At 58.1% G+C, this 21,941-nt stretch carries 16 protein-coding genes and 2 pseudogenes; 5 read left to right on the top strand and 13 right to left on the bottom strand.

The genetic code is table 11. From position 1 onward, the window contains the following. The first annotated feature begins 674 nt into the window (after window positions 1-674). Window positions 675-1,778 carry a choline metabolism transcriptional regulator GbdR gene (gene gbdR / locus MME58_RS24080; protein WP_055005999.1) on the top strand — a complete coding sequence of 368 codons (1,104 nt, stop codon included), beginning with the start codon at window positions 675-677 and terminating at the stop codon, window positions 1,776-1,778. Window positions 1,779-1,940: 162 nt separating this feature from the next. On the opposite strand, the gene MME58_RS24075 is transcribed toward gbdR, so the two are convergent. After that, on the bottom strand, window positions 1,941-3,071 hold the full coding sequence (locus MME58_RS24075; protein ID WP_407075172.1) for a methyl-accepting chemotaxis protein: 1,131 nt from the start codon (window positions 3,069-3,071) through the stop codon (window positions 1,941-1,943). Then, window positions 3,072-3,500: pseudogene (locus MME58_RS27905) on the bottom strand (MCP four helix bundle domain-containing protein); the annotation flags it as partial. A 487-nt stretch (window positions 3,501-3,987) separates the two neighbouring features. Between MME58_RS27905 and MME58_RS24070 the strand changes: the two are divergent. Further along, complete coding sequence (locus tag MME58_RS24070) at window positions 3,988-4,221, top strand: hypothetical protein (RefSeq protein ID WP_005763699.1); 234 nt, start codon at window positions 3,988-3,990, stop codon at window positions 4,219-4,221. Further along, complete coding sequence (locus MME58_RS24065; protein WP_054985686.1) at window positions 4,218-4,520, top strand: cell division protein ZapA; 303 nt, start codon at window positions 4,218-4,220, stop codon at window positions 4,518-4,520. Before MME58_RS24070 ends, MME58_RS24065 begins: the two co-directional genes overlap by 4 nt. 900 nt (window positions 4,521-5,420) lie before the next feature. On the opposite strand, the gene MME58_RS24060 is transcribed toward MME58_RS24065, so the two are convergent. Both MME58_RS24060 and MME58_RS24055 read right to left on the bottom strand, forming a co-directional pair. Beyond that, window positions 5,421-6,134 (bottom strand): 3'-5' exonuclease, encoded by a 714-nt coding sequence (locus MME58_RS24060; protein ID WP_054985685.1) that lies wholly within the window; start codon window positions 6,132-6,134, stop codon window positions 5,421-5,423. Beyond that, a complete protein-coding gene (locus tag MME58_RS24055) occupies window positions 6,131-8,065 on the bottom strand; it encodes a putative nucleotidyltransferase substrate binding domain-containing protein (protein WP_055007173.1) in 1,935 nt (644 codons plus the stop codon). Before MME58_RS24055 ends, MME58_RS24060 begins: the two co-directional genes overlap by 4 nt. A gap of 232 nt (window positions 8,066-8,297) precedes the next feature. Between MME58_RS24055 and MME58_RS24050 the strand changes: the two genes are divergently transcribed. Further along, the gene (locus tag MME58_RS24050) at window positions 8,298-8,744 is read left to right on the top strand and encodes a response regulator (RefSeq protein WP_054985684.1); all 447 of its coding nucleotides are present in this window, start codon (window positions 8,298-8,300) and stop codon (window positions 8,742-8,744) included. A gap of 74 nt (window positions 8,745-8,818) precedes the next feature. On the opposite strand, the pseudogene MME58_RS24045 reads toward MME58_RS24050, so the two are convergent. The 7 genes and pseudogenes from MME58_RS24045 to MME58_RS24015 all read right to left on the bottom strand — a co-directional run bounded on the left by MME58_RS24045 (window position 8,819) and on the right by MME58_RS24015 (window position 18,592). Then, window positions 8,819-12,543: pseudogene (locus MME58_RS24045) on the bottom strand (type III effector). Between the two features lie 696 nt (window positions 12,544-13,239). After that, the gene (locus tag MME58_RS24040) at window positions 13,240-13,677 is read right to left on the bottom strand and encodes a hypothetical protein (protein WP_082427637.1); all 438 of its coding nucleotides are present in this window, start codon (window positions 13,675-13,677) and stop codon (window positions 13,240-13,242) included. Further along, window positions 13,674-14,120 carry a hypothetical protein gene (locus MME58_RS24035; protein ID WP_054985682.1) on the bottom strand — a complete coding sequence of 149 codons (447 nt, stop codon included), beginning with the start codon at window positions 14,118-14,120 and terminating at the stop codon, window positions 13,674-13,676. Before MME58_RS24035 ends, MME58_RS24040 begins: the two co-directional genes overlap by 4 nt. Next, a complete protein-coding gene (locus MME58_RS24030) occupies window positions 14,117-14,560 on the bottom strand; it encodes a hypothetical protein (protein ID WP_005763718.1) in 444 nt (147 codons plus the stop codon). The genes MME58_RS24035 and MME58_RS24030 overlap by 4 nt, the downstream gene beginning before the upstream one ends. Next, window positions 14,557-15,483 carry a DUF6402 family protein gene (locus tag MME58_RS24025; protein WP_054985681.1) on the bottom strand — a complete coding sequence of 309 codons (927 nt, stop codon included), beginning with the start codon at window positions 15,481-15,483 and terminating at the stop codon, window positions 14,557-14,559. The genes MME58_RS24030 and MME58_RS24025 overlap by 4 nt, the downstream gene beginning before the upstream one ends. Window positions 15,484-15,489: 6 nt before the next feature. Next, a complete protein-coding gene (locus MME58_RS24020; RefSeq protein ID WP_082427636.1) occupies window positions 15,490-16,056 on the bottom strand; it encodes a PAAR domain-containing protein in 567 nt (188 codons plus the stop codon). Between the two features lie 358 nt (window positions 16,057-16,414). After that, complete coding sequence (locus MME58_RS24015) at window positions 16,415-18,592, bottom strand: malate synthase G (RefSeq protein WP_054985679.1); 2,178 nt, start codon at window positions 18,590-18,592, stop codon at window positions 16,415-16,417. 322 nt (window positions 18,593-18,914) lie between these two features. Here MME58_RS24015 and MME58_RS24010 point away from each other — a divergent pair, with 322 nt between their 5' ends. After that, entirely contained in the window at window positions 18,915-19,433 is a 519-nt protein-coding gene (locus tag MME58_RS24010) for a glycine cleavage system transcriptional repressor (RefSeq protein ID WP_055007170.1), read from the top strand. Window positions 19,434-19,664: 231 nt separating this feature from the next. Here MME58_RS24010 and rarD read toward each other — a convergent pair whose 3' ends face one another. Both rarD and MME58_RS24000 read right to left on the bottom strand, forming a co-directional pair. Then, on the bottom strand, window positions 19,665-20,552 hold the full coding sequence (gene rarD, locus MME58_RS24005; RefSeq protein ID WP_054985677.1) for an EamA family transporter RarD: 888 nt from the start codon (window positions 20,550-20,552) through the stop codon (window positions 19,665-19,667). 336 nt (window positions 20,553-20,888) lie between these two features. Beyond that, window positions 20,889-21,863 (bottom strand): serine/threonine protein kinase, encoded by a 975-nt coding sequence (locus MME58_RS24000; RefSeq protein ID WP_054985676.1) that lies wholly within the window; start codon window positions 21,861-21,863, stop codon window positions 20,889-20,891. Window positions 21,864-21,941 lie beyond the last annotated feature (78 nt).

Genomic DNA, 21,941 nt, shown 5'->3' with positions numbered 1-21,941 from the left:
GTCGGAACCGATCATGTAACAGGGAAAATCAAACGCCTACAGGGGGCGTCGTATCCAGTGCAGGCGGCGTCGTATCCAGTGTGCGCAAGGTCGCTTACAGATTCGTTGCATCGTACGCACGCCCGGTTGCAGTGTCGGAACTACTGAAAAACGGCCAGTACGTTACACAGTCGCTGCGCAGTTCGGCAGCGGTCGGTTGGCAGGTCGGTGCCTGCGCGAACGCGGTCTTTTGGAGGGGGGTAACGCCGACAAGTTCATTATCGGGTCGGATCTGGCAGTGGTTACGCGAGGTCGGGTGCCATTTCTGGTGGCTGCGCGTTTTTCGATCACGCTTCCTTCCAGCCGCCACTTTTTAGCGCGAACGCCTGCCCTCGGCCGGGTTTCCTTGGCATGTGCCTTGAGTAGCACTCGGTGTGCGAGGACCCCCTGGTCGTTTCCGTCGAGTGCTACCGAACTGCTCATCGAACTGCCCATGCTGCGGCCTCGCCGTCGCAAACAGGTACGTGGGTCGCAGCCGGTTAGACGCTTCGCGACGTCGTTTTCAGGTGTTCTTGAATGAGCGATCAAATTCCGGCATGGGATTTGCGACTGCATCACAAAGCCCTGCAATGACGAGGGCTATAAGAAGAGCCTGTCCTGGGGCCAACCATTGCCATATGTGAGGAGATAGTGTGATGACATCGTTCAATCAAGGGACTCAACCCCAGAACCGCGCGCCACAGTCCATCGGCTTTCTGCTGCTGGATAACTTCACCCTGATCTCCCTCGCATCGGCGGTAGAACCTCTTCGCATGGCCAACCAGTTATCGGGCCGCGAGCTGTATCGCTGGACCACGCTGAGCGTGGATGGCGGTCAGGTCTGGGCCAGCGACGGTCTGCAGATCACGCCGGATGCTGCGATGCACAAAGCCCCGGCACTCGATACCGTAATTGTTTGCGGTGGCGTCGGCATTCAGCGCACCGTGACGCGAGAGCATGTGAGCTGGCTGCAGGGCCAGGCGCGTCAGTCCCGTCGTCTGGGCGCAGTGTGCACCGGCAGTTGGGCGCTGGCGTGCGCCGGTTTGCTGGATGGTTTCGATTGCAGTGTGCATTGGGAATGTCTGGCGGCGATGCAGGAAGCGTTTCCACGTGTATCCATGAGCACCCGGCTGTTCACGCTGGACCGCAATCGTTTCACCAGCTCTGGCGGCACCGCGCCACTGGACATGATGCTGCACCTTATCAGTCGCGATCATGGCCGTGAGTTGTCGGCAGCCATTTCCGAAATGTTCGTCTACGAGCGCATTCGCAACGAACAGGATCATCAGCGCGTGCCGCTCAAGCACATGCTCGGCACCAATCAGCCAAAGCTGCAGGAAATCGTGGCACTCATGGAGGCCAATCTCGAAGAGCCGATCGACCTTGATGAGCTGGCAGTTTACGTTGCCGTCTCACGCAGGCAACTGGAGCGGCTGTTCCAGAAATACCTGCACTGCTCGCCGTCGCGCTACTACCTGAAACTGCGTTTGATCCGCGCCCGTCAACTGCTCAAGCAGACACCGATGTCGATCATCGAAGTGGCGTCGGTGTGCGGCTTCGTGTCGACGCCGCACTTCTCCAAGTGCTATCGCGAGTACTTCGGCATTCCGCCGCGTGACGAGCGCGTCGGCTCCAACACTGCTCAACAGGTTGCCATGATGCCAATCCCGCAGGCGCTGGTGCTTGCCCCGTTGTCCGGGCCTATGTCGGCACTGAGTCAGGCGCGTAACGAGTCGACGTTTGCGAGTGTGAGGCTTTAGTCGCCCTACGCCACAAGAGGACGCAGAGCGTCCTGAAAGGCATGCGACGCGGAGCGCCGCACGATAGGGGGTCATACAACTCCGGCGTGGCAATGCAGGTCGCGGCGCTCTGCGTCGCAAGAGGACGCGGAGCGCCGGCACGCTAGTTGAGCTTTCGCGTGTTTAAAGCGCGAAGCGCGACACCATGCTGTTGAGGTCCACGGCCAGGCGTGAAAGTTCGGTGCTGGCCGCGCTGGTCTGATTGGCACCGGTGGTGGATTGTGCCGACAGGTCGCGAATGTTCACCAGGTTACGGTCCACTTCTCGGGCGACTTGCGCCTGTTCCTCGGCGGCACTGGCGATGACCAGGTTACGTTCGTTGATCTCTTCGACAGCGCTATTGATGGTGTTCAGTGCCAGGCCCGCGCCTTTGGCGATATTCAGGGTCGATTCCGCACGTTCGGTGCTGTTACGCATCGAGCCGACCGCCTGTTCGGTACCGCTCTGAATGCTGCTGATCATGCGCTCGATTTCGCTGGTCGATTGCTGGGTGCGGTGTGCCAGGGCGCGTACTTCATCGGCAACCACCGCAAACCCACGCCCGGCCTCACCGGCGCGTGCCGCTTCAATGGCCGCGTTGAGTGCCAGCAGATTGGTCTGATCGGCCAGGCCACGAATCACGTCGAGCACCTTGCCGATATCACGCGACTCATTGGCCAGGCTGATGATCAGTTCGGCAGTGCCTTTCACATCGCCGCTCATACGCTCGATAGCGCTGACAGTTTCCTGAACCAGATCGCGGCCGTCGCCAGCAGACGTCGCTGCATTGCGAGACGCTTGCGATGTGCTCACCGCGTTGCGGGCAACTTCTTCCACGGCGCTGGTCATTTCGTTGACCGCGGTGGCAGCCTGTTCGATTTCGTTATTCTGCTGCACCAGCCCGCGTGCGCTTTCGTCGGTAACGGCATTCAGCTCTTCAGCAGCAGAAGCCAGTTGTGTCGCAGATCCGGAAATACCCTGCAGGGTATCGCGCAGCTTGTTCTGCATGGTTTTCATGGCCAGTAGCAAACGACCGGCCTCATCGGTGCCGTCGACCTCAATGGGCCGGGTCAGGTTGCCTTGTGCGATGGTTTCCGCTGCATGCAGAGCTGTGGCAATCGGTGTGGTAATACTCTTGATCAGCATCCAGGCAAACACGATGGTCAGCAGGGTGGCAGCGATTAACAGTCCGATGACCAGATTGAATGCCGAGTCGTACTCGCTGGACGCGTCCTTCTTCACCTGATTCAACTGAGCCGTGTTGAACTCCACCAGTTTGCTGAGCACAACATTCATCTGGTCGGAGTTGCTGAGCATCTCGTTGTTGAGCAAGCCCTGCAATTCATCGATTTTGTTGGCGCGGGTCAGCGTCTTCAGGCGCTCTTCGAGCTGGCGATACTGTCCCAGCAGTTGCACATACTGGTTGTACAGGTTTCGCTCATCGGGATCGCTGATGAGCTTCTCGTAAATCGTCTGGGCGTCACTGATCTGCTTGTTGCGCATTGCCATCAGCTCGATGGTCTTCTGCTGGGTTTCCGGATCCCGGTTGACGAGCAGCCGGTAAGACAACACCCGCAAACGAATACTCACTTCAGCGAATCGGTCGAGGCTCTTGATGCTCGGCACATTGTTGTCGGCCAGCACTTCGGTAGCGCCACGGATCTTGCTCATTTGTGACAGCGCAAAGATACCCAGAATCAGCATGAGTGTGCCGATCATGGCAAATCCAAGAAACGCTCGAAGCGCTATGTTCATATTTCGCAGGGACATAGAAAGTTTCCAGGGTCAGGTACGCGATCCATGCGATTTAAAGACGGGGATAAAGCCGTGAATGGGGGGCCTATCGGTCATGCGACTAAAGTCTTGAGGCGGTAGGCACTTAAAACGCGTGACTTAATGATGACGGTCTTTGGGCAAGGGCCAAGCAATCTGCGCAAACCATTGAAAAGACTGGACGACGGCTTTTTTCGGGATGGCAGTTTGCCCAGCGGCTGTGCGCATTTGTCGCAGTTCCGAGCTGTCTGACGAACAGCAGGAACCGGATTCCGAATACGTAGTCACAAGCCCCCTACGCGTTTACGTTATCGACATGTCAATGTGATGACAGATTAGTATCAAAGCCTGAGCGCTGGCATGCGCAGCGACTTTTCTTTATCGTACGCGCCCGTTGAAATTTGCTCGAGAAATCAAAATGTTGGAAGCCTCCCTTAGCCAATTGGAACAACTTGTCGGTGATCTGGTACAGCAGAACCAGACCCTTCAGGACACGAATGCGCAGCTCGGTGCCGAGCTGGCAAAAGCCAAGGACGAGAACGAGAACTTGCAACTGAGTCTGATGGAGCAGGAAGAGAAGCAGGGCAGCACTGCTGCGCGCATCCAGGCACTGGTTGACCGCGCGACCAGCGCAAGTGCTGTTGGCGCATGAACGTCGATGGCAGCGGTGTAACCGTTCTCACCATTCTGGGTAATGAGTACTCGGTCAAGGCCCCGGCTGGCGAAGACCTGACTCTCATGAAGGCCGCAGCGATGCTCAATGCGTCGCTGGCTGACACAAAGCGCAAATACCCCACGTTGATCGGTGACCGTCTGCTGGTCCTGGCTGCGCTGAACCTCTGTTCACAACAGATCGAGCTTGAGCAATTGCACAAGGTCGAATTGAAGCGTTACCGCGAGCAGGTCGATGCCACGGTGGATGTGATCGCCAAGACCATTTCCCAGGGCTGAGCCCAGGTCGTTAAACACAAGCACTGAAAAGCCCCCGGAACAGGGCTTGTGTGGTGGACCGGCGACGCTTCACTTGGCCACGATCTGCCGGGATATGTAGGAGCGGACTTGTCCGCGAACTGCCGGGAACCGGTAGCAAAACCGGTGCACACGGTACATCAGTTACAACCGAGGTCACCGGGCTTGGGGCCGCTTCGCAGCCCATCGCGGACAAGTCCGCTCCCACGCCCTCCGGGCAGAAGCGCGTTATGTGGCAGCGGACTGGGCGACGCTTCGCTTGGCCACGATCTGCCGGGATATGTAGGAGCGGACTTGTCCGCGAACTGCCGGGAACCGGTAGCAAAACCGGTGCACACGGTGCATCAGTTACAACCGAGGTCACCGGGCTTGGGGCCGCTTCGCAACCCATCGCGGACAAGTCCGCTCCCACGCCCTCCGGGCAGAAGCGCGTTATGTGTGCGGACCGGGCGACGCTTCGCTTGGCCACGACCTGCCGGGATATGTAGGAGCGGACTTGTCCGCGAACTGCCGGGAACCGGTAGCAAAACCGGTGCACACGGTACATCAGTTATAACCGAGGTCACCGGGTTTGGGACCGCTTCGCAGCCCATCGCGGACAAGTCCGCTCCCACGCCCTCCGGGCAGAAGCGCGTTATGTGGCAGCGGACTGGGCGACGCTTCGCTTGGCCACGACCTGCCGGGATATGTAGGAGCGGACTTGTCCGCGAACTGCCGGGAACCGGTAGCAAAACCGGTGCACACGGTACATCAGTTATAACCGAGGTCACCGGGTTTGGGACCGCTTCGCAACCCATCGCGGACCCCGGTCTTCTCCCACGCCCTTCGCTCCTACGCCCTCCGGGCAGAAGCCTCGTTCTCGGTAGTGATCAAGACTTGTCATCAGAACGAATGCGAGTGTTTGCGCCTGCGCCATTGCCCCAGTGATTCTGCCAGTCGCAAGGGGCTGTCGACCTGCTGGCGGCGGGCATGGCTGAACAGGATCAGCGCCAGCTCTGCGGTGACCAGTGCATCGGCGCTGGCGTTGTGACGTTCTTCGGCATGCAGGCCAAAAAAACACGTCCAGTCGTCCAGTCCGGCATGACGCAGGTTGGCGTGCTCGCACAGCATCGGGGCGATTTCGGCAGCGTCGAAGAACGGATGCTGCAAGCGATAGCCCAGGCTTTCTTTGAGTGCGCGTGACAGCATGTGCTGATCGAATGGCGCGTGAAAGCCCAGAATCGGGCTATCGCCGACGAACTCCATGAAGTCCAGCAACGCTTCGGCCGGCTCGCTGCCTGCGGCAATCGCGCTGGGTGCCAGCCCATGAATCAGAACGGCCGGGCTGACCTTGTGGTCGACGCGCAACAGTGTGCGCTCGAACTGCTGGCCCAGATTGATGGCGCCGTCTTCAATCACCACCGCGCCGATAGACAACACCTGATCCCGATTCATGTTCAGGCCACTGGTTTCAAGGTCCAGCACGACCCAGCGCTGTTGACGCAACGGCTTGTCGCTGAGGCTCGCGCAGACCGGCAACCTCTTGAGCCGATCCAGTTGATGCACGTGCAAGGGTGTTTTTTTGGGGCGTGGCATGAGCCATTCGAACAGGTTCATAGCTGGTAACGCAGAGTCAGGCTGGTTTGCAGTCGCTGCGCCTGGCGAAACGATTCGCGCAGAATGCGCCGGTCCAGGTGGTTGAGTGTGTCCGGATCGATGCGGTTCGAGTAAGGAAGGTTCTGGCGACTCTGCAGCTGGTGTTGCTGCATACGGGTCTGCTGAATGAAGTGATATGCCTCCTCGTACGCTGCGCCATCCAGCGGGTCGATGACTTCACGTTCGACCAGTTGACGCAGGCGCTCCTGGGTGTTGTTGACCCCGACGCTATTGGCCAGTGCCAGCAGGCGCGCGCCGTCGACAAAGGGCGTCAGGCCTTCGGTCTTGAGGTCCAGGGTATCTTTTTCACTGCCTTTGCGGGCCAGTACGAAGTCCTTGAAACGACCCACCGGTGGACGCTGGCGCAGTGCATTTTCGGCCATCATTCGCTGAAACAGCTTGTTGTCTGCCACCTGATCAAGAATGCCGCGGCGCAGTTGATCGCCGCCGCTTTCGTCCCCCCAGACCACGCGCAGATCGAAATAAATACTCGATGCCAGCAGGTTTTCCGGGGTCGCCTCGCGGATAAAGGCTGCGAAGCGCTGTGACCATTCCAGCCGGGACAGGCACAGGTCGGGGTTGCCGGCCATGATGTTGCCTTTGCACAGGGTAAAACCGCACTGCGCCAGGCTCTGATTGATGCGTTCGGCAATCGGCAGCAATAAGGTGCGGATCTGCTCTGCCTCTGCGGCATCGCGGGCTTCAAACAGGATGCCGTTGTCCTGATCGGTATGCAGTGTCTGTTCGCGACGGCCTTCACTGCCAAAGCACAGCCAGCTGAATGCAATGCCAGGGTCGCCTTTCTCGGCAAGCGTCAGCTCGATCACCCTGCATACGGTGTGGTCGTTGAGCAGGGTGATGATCTGCGTTATCTGTGTCGAAGAGGCTCCGTGGGCGAGCATGCGGTCGACCAGTTGGACAATATCGCCCCGCAAGCCTGCGAGCGCTTCGATGCGTGGCGCATTGCGGATGGTTCGCGCCAGATGCACCAGATCGACCCGCTGCAAGGAAAACAGATCCCGTTCCGACACCACGCCGCACAATCGCCCGTCTCTGACCAGGCACACGTGGGCGATATGCCGCCCGGTCATGGCGATGGCTGCGTCGAACGCGCTGGCGTCCGGGCTCAGATGGAAGGGCGACAGGCTCATGGTGTGCCTGACCGGTGCGCTGAAATCGGCATTCACATCGGCAACCGCCTCACGCAGGTCGCGCAGGGTAAAAATCCCCAGCGGAGCCTGCCGCTCATCGACAATCACGATGCTGCCGACCTGCTGCTCATGCATCAGTTTCACCGCGTCGCGCATGGGGGTTTCAGGACTGCACATCACTGGATGACGCATGGCCAGTTCACCCAGGCGGGTGTTCAGGGAATACTGCGTGCCCAGGGTTTCTGCGGCACGTTGCTGGACCTGTTGATTGACTTGATCCAGCAGGCTGCTGACACCGCGCAGGGCAAAGTCGCGAAAGGTTGTGGAGAGCGCGAACAGCTTGATGAATGCCTGTTTGTTCAGTTGCAGGCAAAAGGTGTCTTCGCCAGCCAGATGCTCGGTGCGAGTGGCACGTTCGCCGAGCAGGGCGGCCAGCGGAAAACACTCGCCGGTGGTGATTTCAAATGTCGTTTCTGTGCCGCCTTTGGCAGAATGCGGGCGTTCACCGACGATTCGACCCTGCTTGACGATGTAAAAATGCTCCACCGGGCCGTCGCCAGGCTTGATGATGCTTTCGTCTGCTGCGTAGAACCGGAGCTGACATTGCTCGACAAGGTACGCCAGATGAGCGTTTTCCATCTGGTTGAACGGCGGGAATTTTTGCAGAAACTGCATGGTGCCGTGTATGTTCTGTAGCACGGCTGTCTTGCCTGCCTGGGTAAAAGCATCTGCCTTGCTCATGGCCTGTTCCGCGTTCTTGTTATTGGTGCTCATGGTCGGCCGCTTGCAGCCAGGTGCCCATTGGACGTAAGTCTTACGCATGAACCAGGTGACGGGGCCATGCCTGCCTGGGTGTAACTGATTTGACGAGCGCAATGGACTGCGAGCGAATACCGGCCAGGATGCCGACGAAATGCATCGCAGATTGACCCGTATCTGCGGTCGGATTAGTTCAGGGAATGATGAGACTGTAATGATTGACCACGATATTCTGAGCGACGACGAGCGCGATGCCCTCCATGAGGTCATGATCACGCCCGCCCGCGATGCACCGCAACGGGTCCTGATCGTCGATGACGACAGCGACGCGCGTGAGTTGCTGGCTGAAATTCTCAGCCTCAATGACATCAGTTGCATGACTGCACCCGGTGGCGACAGCGCACTCGCAATGATCCAGACGCGTCAGTCCATCGGACTGCTGATTACCGACCTGCGAATGGCTCCTTTCGACGGGCTGGACTTGATCCGCAAAGTCCGCGAATCAGATCGCGCTGAATTGCCGATCATTATCGTGTCCGGCGACGCCAATGTGCGCGACGCCATTGATGCCATGCACCTGAACGTGGTGGACTTCCTGCTCAAACCGCTTAATACCAAGCAGTTGGTGAAACTGGTGAAGCGAGAATTGGGGATTGGTTGAAGCGCCACCGCCCAACTTGATCGGCATGCCAATGCCTGCATTGGCATGCCGATCAGCGGTGAGCGACCCTTGTTTCAAGGCGGCGGAAACTGCGCGGCGGTGCGTTGACCGTCGACATTGGAGAGCTTCTGCCAACGGAGCAGGTTACGCCAGCCGACAACGGTGAAGTCCCGGGCCCTCTCCCGGACGATCAATACCAGTGGCCGCCAGGTCTCTTTGGTCAGCAAAATATCGTCGATAGCCTGCCGGGCCTTTTCTGCAGCCTGCAAGTCCCCGCGCTGCAAAGCCAGTGCCTGAATGCCGCGGTAGCCGTCTATCTCGGCCCCGGCCCGGCCCTTCATCGAGTAGTTGACGTTGTATTGGCAATACTTGCTTTCCTTGCCCAGACGCTTGATCGTCGCTTCGAAGGTATCAAGCAGCATGGCTGCACGCAGGCGATTGTCAGGGGTGTTTTTGTTGCCTGTCTCATCCTGCTCCAGGGTTTCGATACAACGCAGCAACCACAGATCGCGGTTAGCATTGATCTCGGCCTGCATGTCGCGCGGCGTGGAGTAATGTCGGTCCAGATCGGCGTCCTGTTTGTCGCCAATCAGGAAGGGCGATATTTCGTTTTTTTCCAGCGCCCAGGCCAGGTCCCGGGACACGCCCAGTTGCAAACCCAGCGCCTGACCCTGAACCCCATGATTGGCACCTTTTTCTGCTGGCGTGGCCGAGCTGGCAATAGGCGCGAAGTTCAGGTTGGCGGTGACCCCCGCCCGTTGCTGAGCGGTGTCACCCTTGGCGCCGACAACGCTGATGAATCCGCCGGTTTCCGCGCGTGTTTCCTTGATTCGATCCGCCTCTACGTACACCGAGGGTTCCGGCGTTAGGGTTTGAGAGGCTTGACTGGCGCCATCCTTGAAACGTACCGCCGGGACGCGCAATGCCACACGCGCCGCGACGTTGCGGGTGCTTGACGTCGCATCGATCTGGCTGACAGAGACCTCCGGGTTACGCGCCAGTATGGCTTCCAGCGGCCCGGCGTAACGCTGGCCCTTTTGCGGGTCGATGATGTCCCAACGCACCATGCTGTCCAGAGCGTTAAGCATGTTGCCGCGCATTTCATCGTCCTTGTGACGGGTGCGAAAAAAGCGCATGAGGGTCGAACTGGTTTGAGTTTCCTGAGCGGTAAAGCGGCCAGTGAGCGCCGCCTGTAGCCCCACACCGTCTGCAACCGCACTTCCTGCCGCCACACCGATGGTGGCTTCGGTTCGTGCTTTGCCGAAGGACATTTCCATGCCCAGAATCGGCATGAACAGCTGGGCAAACGCTTCGTCACTGCGAGATTTCTCTGCCGAAAAGATCGGTGACACGATGGGCGATATCAAGCTGTAGGGCAGCGACGGCAAGCCTACGCCCAGCGTGCCTCCGCCGCCCAGCCGCAGCCGGTCGCGCAGACGGCTTTCAAGAATGAACGGCTTGAAAAACGTCACGATGTCGCTTTTCGCGTTCAGGTGCCGGGATTTCAACAGCTTTATCGCCGCGCTCAAGTCCTGTTCGAGCACCTCTTCGACAGACTGAGCAGGTTGCAGTGCTGGCGGCAATATTTCGCGCAGGTGCTCATCAACACGATTGATTGCCTCGTAGACCGACAGCTTGCTGTTCGCCAGTTCGCGGTACAGCGGCGGCAGCTCTATGTGCTGAGCTTTGTGCAGTACGTTGACTGCACGCTTGCCGTTCGCGTCCGGCTTATCCCATATCTGCGACAGCCGCTGCTGTTGAACGCGGGTCTTGAGCAGGCTTTGCATCGATTTGCCATCGCGCTTTTTAAGCGTCACCTGTGACAGGTGAGTGCCTTTCTTCTCCAGAGATTTAAGGTGATCAAGCATGGCGTGGGCTGCCGAGATTTCAAGTTGCAGTCCCGGCGCGCCCTTGGCGTTTTTCAGCGTCTCTTCCAGCATGCTGATACGCGCGGAAATAACCTGATCAACCTGTTTTCTGGGCGATTGCAGGCCCATGCTTTCGCCCACCGAGTAGGCACGATCCAGTGTCGATTTGGCGAACGGTGTCTTGTTCAGCGTGGGGACCAGACGGCGCGGCAACGTGCTTTTTGCCGGGGCAGTTGCTGTTGTTTCCTGTGGGCTATTGGCCGCAACGGCGCGCATGACCCATTCCATCGTCGCTTTCTTCAAGCGCTGGTCATGTTGCGCATAGGGCGTGCCGGGAGCATTGTTGAAGTATCCGTTACGAACCGCGTTGTAGGCGGCATGATCCATATCGTCGAACGACTTCTCGTCTCCATCCAGCTTGCTGCGTGCCACCTGTTTGGCCGTTTGCAGCCAGGCTTTGACCTTGCTGTCGGACTCATTTTGCTGCGCTTCGTCGGCATTCCAGAACACCCGTAAAGGTTTGGCCCGGTCGGCGACGATTGGCTCAGTACCGTCGCTGGACAGCACCTGAAGAATCTCCATGCCGCGCGGCAAACTTGCCAGCTTTCGACAGAGGGCGAGGGTGTCCTTCTGCACGCTGTTGTTATTGGCGCTACGGGGCCTGACCGACTTCGACATCTCCTCGGCAACGCGTGGCCAATGTTCCAGCGGATGCTGGTTCAGTAAGTCGAACACGCGGTTGGCGCGTGTGGCGTCGTTACCCGTCAACTCTGCCAGCGCCGATGTCACAACCTCGATAACCGCGAATGCAGGCAACGGTGTCGGCGGGGGTGTGCCTTGCAGACGGTCGCCAATACGTTGCAGGGCCGCTTGAATCGCATCCGCGCCGGTTGCTGTGAAGGTATGCGCTTCGCTGATCTGGCTGGCAAGGTATTGCTCGCGGACGTTCTTGAGGGCGGTTTTGTCGATTCGCTCCGTGGCTTGCCCCTCTACAGATGCTGTTGCCTGTTCTGAACCGGGTAGTTTCTGTTTGAGCGTATCGAGTGCAGAGCGCTCACCGCTGACGATGGCGAGCCGTTGGTAAAGCTCGCCTATCTCGTCGTTCAGACGCGCACAATCGGCATCGACCCGCACCAGCTTTCGTGTCAGTTGCTGATGCACCTGCATGGTCTGCGAGCGCGTTGCCAGCGTCTGTTCAATGACTGCATCCAGCCTGTCGGCCTCGGCTGACCCTCGGGTATCGCCCTTCGCTGGGCACGCAGGGCAGAGAGGTCTGCGTTGGCGTGTGCCGCCGTGCGCTCGGCGACGGTCATGTCGTGGTCGAGTGAAATCAGCTCTCGGGTTTGCGCCACCTTGAGTTCCAGTTCGATTGCGATGGCGGCGTGCCGGTCAGTGAAGCGCACATCCAGCGCCTGCATGCGTGTGCGCAACTCGCCCAGCCACTGCTGAGAGAACTCGGCTTTCTGTTCAATCTGATCCTGCCCCTCACTCAGCGCGCCCAGTTGCAACACCTCTGTGCCCTGAATCAGCTCACGAAGTTGCTGACTGGCCAAGCGGGTGGTGGAGTCGGCTTGCTGAACGCGAGCCCTGGCGTGGTCCAGTCGTTCGGTCGACGTGGGTGGGCTGGCCTGTTCGAGCGATTCAAGGTGCTCGCGCGCAGCGACCAGTGCGTGGGTGGCTGTGGCGAGCACCTTGCTTTGGTGATCGAGCCGGGTGCTCAGCTCTTTTACCGCCGCTGCGATGGTTTCAGGGCTTTGCTGTGAGTTGATCCTGGTCTTGGCGTTGCTGCCATTGCTGGCGACTTCGCGCAGCGGGGCAGGCTTTAGCCACGGAAAAACCTTGGTGGTAATACGCCTTAACGTTGAAGGGGCGGGGCGCTCCCAGAGAGACGTCGGTGCCGCCTTCAGATGGGTCAGCGCCGACTCCACCATGCGCTGCAGTTCATGCGCTTCCTTGAGCAACGGATCATGACTCTCCTCGTTCGATACCTGCTCACCTTCCTCCGGAATCCCGCTGCGCAAGGGCCGGTTGAGAGTACGACCGGTGCCGGGAATCCCGAGACTGAAATTGGTCTGGCGTTCGGAAAGCTTGCCAGCGATGCGCGTCTTCAGCCCGTGTGCTTGCTGAACATCTGGCGCTGATTTAGGCGCAGCAGGATTGGCGACGGGGGGAGGCTCAGTCGGTCTTGCCGTGACCGGCGGTGGTGTGGGCTGCGATGTAGAGCCTGTTTCCACAGGTACAACCGGGGTAGCAGAACGAGTATTGATTCTTAAGGTCATGAGCGGGCTCCATCGGCTCAGATATCAAGTTCGACAGATCAATACAGGTGGTGGTAGTAATCGACACTGCACATTCGGTGGTGCGTAAAACGTGTTTGAAGGGCTGTCGCGGCTGAAGGCGACACTTCTTCAAACTGCCAGGGCGACACGGGGAGGCGTGTTTGCTCGGGGGCGGAAGGGGGCTACGTTGCTGACTCGCGGTTTGTGTCCTTTGGTGGGTCAGCCGGGGGCAGGTGCCTGAAACCGCCTCACTTGTTGTGATGGAGGTTTACGGACCTGTCTGGATGCGTGGTCGGAATGTGGGTTCGGTTCCGTTTTTATTTTGAAGCGCATAGAGATGCCGGGAATTCAATGCGTGGCAGGCTGATCACCGATGCAATCGGGTGCGTTGGGCCCGATATAGATCATTCCTTCGTATACACCGGGCCGCAGTCGGTCACCCCAGAAAGTACCGCCGCCGCCCGTACGTCCAAAATCATACACTTCGCTTTCTCCCAGAAAAGCGTTGGTACGGTGGTCATATAGTCGGTCAAAGCCTGGAGCTATCCATTGAACAAACCACTGAGGTTTCTCAACTTTATCGGGAGTTCCCCATGGATGTAACCATGTAGGAAGCAGCCATGCTGGCGTATAGCTTTCGATTCGGTAACATTTGTTGGGGCTAATGATGACTTGATTTTCCTTTGTGGCTAAGCCCTTTTCCCACCATTGCGAAGCGGTCCAAAAGCTGAGTGCGATGGTGATGTAGGCTGCAAGAAAGATGATGCGCGTTGATAGCGGCTTCATTCTTGAGGCGTAGCACGTGTGGTGGGACGGTCCCCCATACAGTCAGAGACATTCGGGCCGATGGGGATCATTCCGGCGTAGACCATCCCTGACCCACCGCCCCAAGACATTGGCCCACCTGCCGACTCCAGATCATGAATCTCGGTTTCCGAGATCAGTTCGCCAGTGCGGTGATCGTAGAGACGGAAAAATGCAGGGTAGCCCCACCAAGGGAGCCACTTCGGTGGATGATCTTTATAGGGGTTGGCTTTTCTATGAAACATCATGGGCAAAATCCAGAACGGCTTGAACGTTTCAACTCGATAGCATCCACCCGGGCTGATATCAGGTTCGTTCAGGCTTTCCGCCAAGCCCTTTTCCCAGTACTCCGAAGCAGCCCATAGGCTTCCAGCGGTCGTGATGAAGGTTGCAAGAAAGATGATGTGTGTCGATGGCGACTTCATTTTTGGTTCGTGACATGTGAAGAGCGATCACCGATGCAATCAGAGACGTTCGGCCCGATGAGGATCATTCCTGCGTAGACGAAACCCGACTCTTCTCCCCAATCTATTCCCCATCCTGCTGTTTCAAGGTCATAAATCTTGTTTTCTGAAATTAGTTCACCGTTGCGATTGTCATACAGCCGATAGAAGCCAGGGTAGCCCCACAACGGGAACCATTTTGGCGGTACGTCTTCGTCAGGATGAGGCTTGCGATGAAACATATTCGGCAGTACCCAGAATGGTTTAAATGTTTCGAGTCGGTAGCAGCCATCAGGGCTGACGATCGGGTCACCTGACCTTTCCGCCAAGCCTTTTTCCCACCATTGCGACGCGGCCCATAGGCTGAGTGCGATAAGAAAATAGGCAGAAAGGAATTGGATTTTTCTCGCGCTTATTTTCAAATGGGAATTTCCAGATCAATGAATGGGTCGGCTTTTTTCCATAACACATCCGAATAGATAAAGAAGTCTCCGCCGTTACTTGTATTATTCCTGTATTTTCGAAAGTGATTATTGGCTATGGCCGCAAATGGCCCCTCTTTCAGGCGTATGATTAAGTTTCCTTGTGGCGTCACAGCTATAACGGTTTCTGCTTTCGTCAGCACACGGTCCTCTGTCCATGTGCCCAAGTATTGAAAGCCGTTGAAGTCGTAGTGGTCGCGAATGTAAAAACCTAAGTGCTCGACTCTGAAATAATGCTGCGCTTGCTGAGTAATAGGGTGTTCTTTGGTAAAAACCTCCCCCACGACACCAACCTTGAGTGTCGCGGTGCCTAAAGCTCCGTACATGTCATCCAGTGCATCCCATGCTCCACCAAACTCAGTAAAATTTACCTGAGAGGTTACGTCTATTTGTCGGGCAGTCATAAGCGTGGAACCCAGCTTAAACGGAGCGCTTCCATGCCATCCCTGCTTTTTCAAAAGCTTTTTTAACCGCAAAAGCGCATTGGGCGTAGTCAATCTGGACTCCGCCACGGCTATTGCGGTTCGACAGCGCCCAAACTGCATTGCCCACTCCATTTTCACTCTGTCTTCATCGCATTGCTCAGGAGATAAGCTCATCGGATCAGGCTGTGTTTCCGGCTTTTTCCAATCCGCCGGCATCTCCCACCCCGGGCTATCAAACCATCGTTGCATTAACGCCGCAGCGGTATCCCAGCCCATGTTACGCATGGCGCCCGGAATGCGGGACAGGGCGAGGTTTTCGATGATGACTTGCTTGGGTGGTGTGTCCAAGGGTGCATAGGTGCGTGACACACCCTGTGGCAGGGCAAAGTAGGTATCGGGACCGACGGCATTGGTGCGCTGGAAATCATTCAGGGACATGTTCATTTACTCCATTACAGGCCAAGGGGCAGAGGCGGCAAACTGCAGGGTCGAAGGGTTTGAGCTGCCATGTTTGCGGCTGTGGCCGTGCTCATCGAGGGTGCCGCGAGCCGTGCATTGGTTATGTTCCAGCAGCACATAATCCAGATGGCCAAGGCGATTGCGTTGGTGGGTGAGCATTTGAAAACGCTCGTCACACACGATTCGGTTTTGTCTGGAGGTCGACGCAGTGTAGGACTGAGCAAGTACGACGGGGGTATATGCCCGTTTCATTGGCGGGGTAGCGGGTATGTGTTCGGAGGAGGATTTTCTTTCGACCAGGAAAAAGTTCTGTTGGCAAGAAACCAGTCGTGCACCGCAGTTTGTCAGGTCGCCTTCAAGCGCCAGTGGGTAGCCTTCGACGAGGTAGTCGTTCTGCCCGCTGATTATCCTGGTAGGGCCATGCAGCGGACAAATAACATCGCACCCGACATGCGCCGTGGGGAACCCACCAATGATATGGCTTTCGGAGCCTGTCATGACGTGTCCTCCATGATCCGTCATATCACCTACAACAATTGCCAATCGGTTCATGCAACTCTCCTTGAGCAGAACTGAAGTCATGGCCACTATGAACGCTCATCAATTTAAACGGCGTTGTTTAAGGGGTATGACTTTTGTTAATGCAGCAGGAAGAGAGATAGCACTGTGTGTCGTGCGCGGAAATACCTTGCGGTTAGGTTTTTATAATTAAAGACTCGACTTACCTATATTGATCAGGCGTCTTGCGCGGGGAATGACTTTTTCCCACAAACGGGATGAAGTTTGCTTTGCTTCTATGATGTATTGAGTTAGAAAGTATCTGGGTCGTTCAAACGAAAAAACGCGATGTTTACTCATCACCTTCCCGAAGAGGCAGCAAGCCGCCTCTTCGGTCCGGTGACTAAAAACCTTACACTCCGTTCTTGGCCTTAAACTCACGACGGCGGCGATGCAGCACCGGCTCGGTGTAGCCGTTGGGCTGTCGCGTGCCTTCGATGACCAGTTCGACGGCCGCCTGGAAGGCGATGTTGCTGTCGAAGTCTGGCGCAAGTGGGCGGTACAGCGGGTCGTTGGCGTTCTGGCGGTCCACGACGGGGGCCATGCGTTTGAGGCTTTCCAGTACCTGAGTTTCGGTGACGATGCCATGCCGCAGCCAGTTGGCCATGTGCTGGCTGGAGATGCGCAGCGTGGCGCGGTCTTCCATCAGGCCGATGTCGTTGATGTCCGGTACTTTCGAGCAACCCACGCCCTGATCGATCCAGCGCACGACGTAGCCAAGAATGCCCTGGGCATTGTTGTCCAGTTCGTTCTGGATTTCTTCCGGCGTCCAGTCGGTGTTCGGTGCGAGCGGGATGGTCAGAATGTCGTCCACCGAGGCCTGTTCGCGCTGGGCCAGTTCGGCCTGCCGGGCGAACACATCCACCTTGTGATAGTGCAGAGCATGCAGCGCAGCCGCGGTGGGTGATGGTACCCAGGCGGTGTTTGCGCCTGCCAGCGGGTGAGCGATTTTCTGCTCCAGCATGGCGGCCATCAGGTCAGGCATGGCCCACATGCCCTTGCCGATTTGCGCACGACCTTGCAGGCCGCATTTCAGGCCGATATCGACGTTGGAGTTCTCGTAGGCCGAAATCCATTTTTCAGCTTTCATCTGCGCCTTGCGCACCACCGGGCCTGCCTCCATCGACGTGTGAATCTCGTCGCCGGTGCGGTCGAGGAAGCCGGTATTGATGAACACCACGCGCTCGCTGGCTGCCTGAATGCAGGCCTTGAGGTTGACCGTGGTACGGCGCTCCTCGTCCATGATTCCGACTTTCAGTGTGTTGCGCGGCAAGCCCAGCACCTGCTCGATACGCCCGAACAGCTCGTTGGTGAACGCGGCTTCCTGCGGCCCGTGCATCTTCGGTTTGACGATGTACATCGAGCCGCTGCGGCTATTACTGCGTGTGTTATTGCCGTTGAGGTTGTGGATCGCCGCGAGGCTGGTCAGCAGACCATCGAGAATGCCTTCCGGCACTTCGTTACCATGCTTGTCGAGAATCGCGTCGATGGTCATCAGGTGGCCGACGTTGCGGATGAACAGCAACGAGCGGCCGTGCAGGGTGACTTCGCCACCTTGTGGCGTGGTGTAGACCCGGTCCGGGTTCATGGTGCGGGTGAAGGTTTCGCCGCCCTTGGACACCGATTCGGCCAGGTCGCCCTTCATCAGGCCCAGCCAGTTGCGATAGACGACGACTTTATCGTCGGCATCGACGGCTGCAATGGAGTCTTCGCAGTCCATGATGGTGGTCAGTGCGGCTTCCATGAGGATGTCTTTCACGCCTGCCGGATCGGTCTGGCCGACCGGGCTTGCAGCGTCGATCTGCAATTCGAAATGCAGGCCGTTGTGCTTGAACAGCACGGCGAACGGTGCCGAGGCATCGCCTTGAAAGCCGACCAGTTGTGCATCGTCGCGCAGGCCGCTGTTGCTGCCGCCCTTGAGGCTGACGACCAGTTTGCCGTCGATCAGTTTGTAAGCTGTCGAGTCAGCGTGTGAGCCCGCTGCCAGTGGCGCAGCCTGATCGAGAAAAGCGCGGGCGAAGGCGATTACCTTGTCGCCGCGTACCTTGTTGTAGCCTTTGCCTTTTTCCGCGCCGCCTGCTTCGCTGATTGCATCGGTGCCATAGAGCGCGTCATACAGCGAGCCCCAACGGGCGTTTGACGCATTGAGCGCAAACCGTGCGTTCATCACCGGCACGACCAGTTGCGGCCCGGCCATAGTGGCTATTTCTTCATCGACATTTTGCGTGGTGATCTGGAAGTCCGCTGCTTCCGGCAACAGATAGCCGATCTCCTGAAGGAAGGCTTTGTAAGCCGAGGCGTCGTGAGCCTGCCCGGCGCGCGACTGGTGCCAGGTATCGATCTTCGCCTGCAATTCATCACGTTGGGTGAGCAGTGCCTTGTTCTTTGGCGCAAGGTCGTGGATCAGTTGGTCCGCACCGGCCCAGAACGCGTTGGCATCGACGCCGGTTCCAGGGGTGGCTTCGTTCTGCACGAAGTCGAACAGGACTCTGGCGACTTGCAGGTCACCGACTTGAACGTACTCAGTCATTGCACTTGCCTCACTCTGCTCAGCAGGGTCGAGCACACTCGGGGAGCGCTCTGTTATTGATCTTGGTGTCATGTAGTGCGCAGTTCTGGATACTACATGAGCCGTCGTCGCGTGAAAACGTCGCTGAATATGTCACTAAACGACTGGATGCCCGCATCGGGTCACGATTCATATTCCTGGTGTTCCCGAAAGCGCTCAGGATTGTTCCATAAAGCGTGGCAAACGGTACACGATTTAGCGCTCACGAGCTGCCTCCGGTCCTGTCTATACTCGAGCGACCGACGCCGTTTTCAAATCACTTGCACAGTAAGAGGAATTGACCGTGGATCATCTCGTCGTAACGCTGGTTGCTCCGGACAAACCGGGCCAGGTCGAACGCATCGCGCGGTGCATCGCCGAACAGGGCGGTAACTGGCTGGAAAGTCGCATGTCGCGCATGGCCGGACAGTTTGCCGGGATCCTCAAGGTAGGTGTCGAGCCGGAAAAGTACGACGACCTGATCAAGGCCCTTAACGGGTTGTCCGCTCACGGCATCCGCATGCTGCTGGCCGAAAGCGTGGTCGAGACCAGCGGCACCACGCGACCGATCAACATGCAACTGGTCGGCAACGACCGCCCCGGCATCGTGCGCGACATCACCCGCCTGCTGGCCGGACAGGGCGTTAACGTCGAACACTTGATCACCGACGTCGCGCCTGCGCCCATGAGCAGCGAGGTGCTGTTCCACGCTGACGCCGTACTGGGCGTCCCGGTGGGCTTGTCGCTGGACGATCTGCAGGCCGGGCTTGAGACTCTGGCTGATGATTTGGTGGTGGAGTTGGTGTTGCGGAGTGAGGAGTGAGGAGTGAGTGCTTTTGTCAGGTTATCCAAGTTAACCGTGCACCTGCCTGTGGATAACCTGGGGGAATAGCGTTGCGCGCCATGCGCACCGTGGCTTTAAGAAGATTGATCAAAAATTCAACAGTTTCAAAGGCTTGTGCACAGATAAGGTGAGTCTGCCTGTGGATAACCGTTGGAGAACCCTACGCAGGCCACGTTCTGCGTGGCCTGCGTAGAGTTGTTTGTTTTTTGATCAGTGGCGGCCGCGGGATTTCAGCCAGATATCCACACTGTAGATCGCCAGCCCCGCCCAGATGAAGGCAAAGGTTATGATGGTGCTGGTGGTCAGGTGTTCGCCATACAACAGCACGGCCAGCAACAGGACCAAGGTGGGTGCGATGTATTGCAGAAAGCCCAGCGTGGTGAACGGCAAGTGGCGGGCGGCGGCGTTGAAGCATACCAGCGGAATCAGCGTGACCGGGCCGGCGGCAGCGAGCCAGAGGGCTTGCGTGGTGGTCCAGAATTCGGGTTGTGCGCTCACGGCCATCGGGTTGAGCGCGAGCCAGATCAGCGCCAGTGGCACCAGCATCCAGGTTTCGACGACCAGGCCGGGCAGGGCGGCGACCGGCGCCTTCTTGCGGATCAGCCCGTAGAACGCGAAGGTCAATGGCAGCGCCAGCGATACCCACGGCAGGCTGCCGACATGCCAGACCTGCTGCGCGACACCGACGGCGGCGAGGATGACCGCCAGCATTTGCAGGCGTCTGAGGCGTTCGCCCAGCAGCAACATGCCGAGCAGTACGTTGACCAGCGGGTTGATGTAGTAACCAAGACTGGCCTCAAGCATGCGCCCGTTATTCACTGCCCAGACGTAGACGATCCAGTTCGCAGCGATCAACGTGCCGCTCAATGCCAGCACGGCAAGGCGTTGCGGATTGTTGCGCAGGTCGCGCCACCAGCCGGGATGCTTCCAGAACATCAGCACAATCGAGCCGAACAGGGCCGACCAGAGCACGCGATGGATGATGATCTCGATGGCCGGAACGGCGGAGATGGCTTTGAAGTAGATGGGGAACAGTCCCCAGATGATGTAAGCACTCAGGCCCAGAATGTATCCGCGGCGTGGATTGGCAGCTTGCATGGAGCGTCCCTTAAATACAGAAATTTCCGGTTTTACTATGGGGTGATGCGATGGTTCGTTTGAATCTTGTTCACGCAGGTGCGCTGATGCTTATACACATATCCGCCTGATTCACGCCAAGTGGAGCTGCTCAAGAGCGGACGCAGAGCGTCCAGAACGGCATGCCCACGCGGAGCATGGGCACGATGGTTTCTCCCGAACACTTATCGTTCCTCACGCTCCAGCGTGGGAATGCCTTCGTGACGCTCCGCGTCACAGGTTCTCGCCGCACCATGGGCTCAAGAGCGTCCAGAACGGCATGCTCTGGGTACTCAAGGCAAGTGCGTGCAGCCAGCGTCAAAACAACTTCAGCGGTTCTTCATTCAGTGCTGCCATCTGCTCGCGCAGGGCCAGGATATGGTCGCCCCAGTAACGCTCCGTACCGAACCACGGAAAGCTGTGCGGAAACGCGGGGTCATCCCAGCGACGGGCAAGCCAGGCGCTGTAGTGCATCAGGCGCAGGGCACGCAGCGGTTCGATCAACGCCAGTTCGCGCGGGTCGAAGTCATGAAATTCGTTGTAGCCGTCCATCAGCTCCGATAACTGGCCGAGACGCTCCTGACGATCACCGGCCAGCATCATCCATATGTCCTGAACGGCAGGACCAAGGCGACAGTCGTCCAGGTCGACGATGTGAAACATTTCGTCGCGGCACATCATGTTGCCGGGGTGGCAGTCGCCGTGCATGCGGATGTTGGTGTGCGGCGTGGCGGCATAGACGTCTTCTACACGTTTGAGCAGGTCACGGGCTACCGACTCGTAAGCGGGCAGCAGACTGCGCGGGATGCAGTCGTTTTCCAGTAGAAAGTTGACCGAATCATGGCCGAAGTTTTTCACGCCCAAGGCTTCACGGTGCGCGAACGGTTTGGTCGAACCAACGGCATGCAGACGCCCCAGCAACTGGCCCAGGCGGTACAGCTGATCCAGATTGCCAGGCTCCGGCGCGCGCCCACCGCGACGCGGGAACAGCGTGAAGCGAAAACCGGCATGTTCGAACAGGGTTGCGCCGTTATGCACCATGGGCGCAACGACGGGTACTTCGACCTCGACCAGTTCAGCGGTGAAGCTGTGTTCTTCAAGAATGGCTTCGTTGGTCCAGCGCTGTGGCCGATAAAACTTGGCGATCAGCGGTTGGCCGTCTTCGATACCGACCTGATAGACGCGGTTTTCGTAACTGTTGAGCGCCAGGATGCGTGCATCGCTGAGAAAACCAATGCTTTCAACGGCATCCAGGACCAGATCGGGAGTAAGTGTTGCAAACGGGTGAGCCATGACTACTCCTGCGCGCAGCAGGTTGCCGCGTCGGACCGCTGATGGTAACGCAGACCGGTCCCGGATCGCCAAGCCCCT

Source organism: Pseudomonas syringae pv. tagetis, from assembly GCF_022557255.1.
Classification (GTDB): domain Bacteria; phylum Pseudomonadota; class Gammaproteobacteria; order Pseudomonadales; family Pseudomonadaceae; genus Aquipseudomonas; species Aquipseudomonas caricapapayae.
The sequence above is the reverse complement of the archived record's forward strand: the minus strand, read 5'-3'. Positions and strand labels throughout refer to the sequence as shown.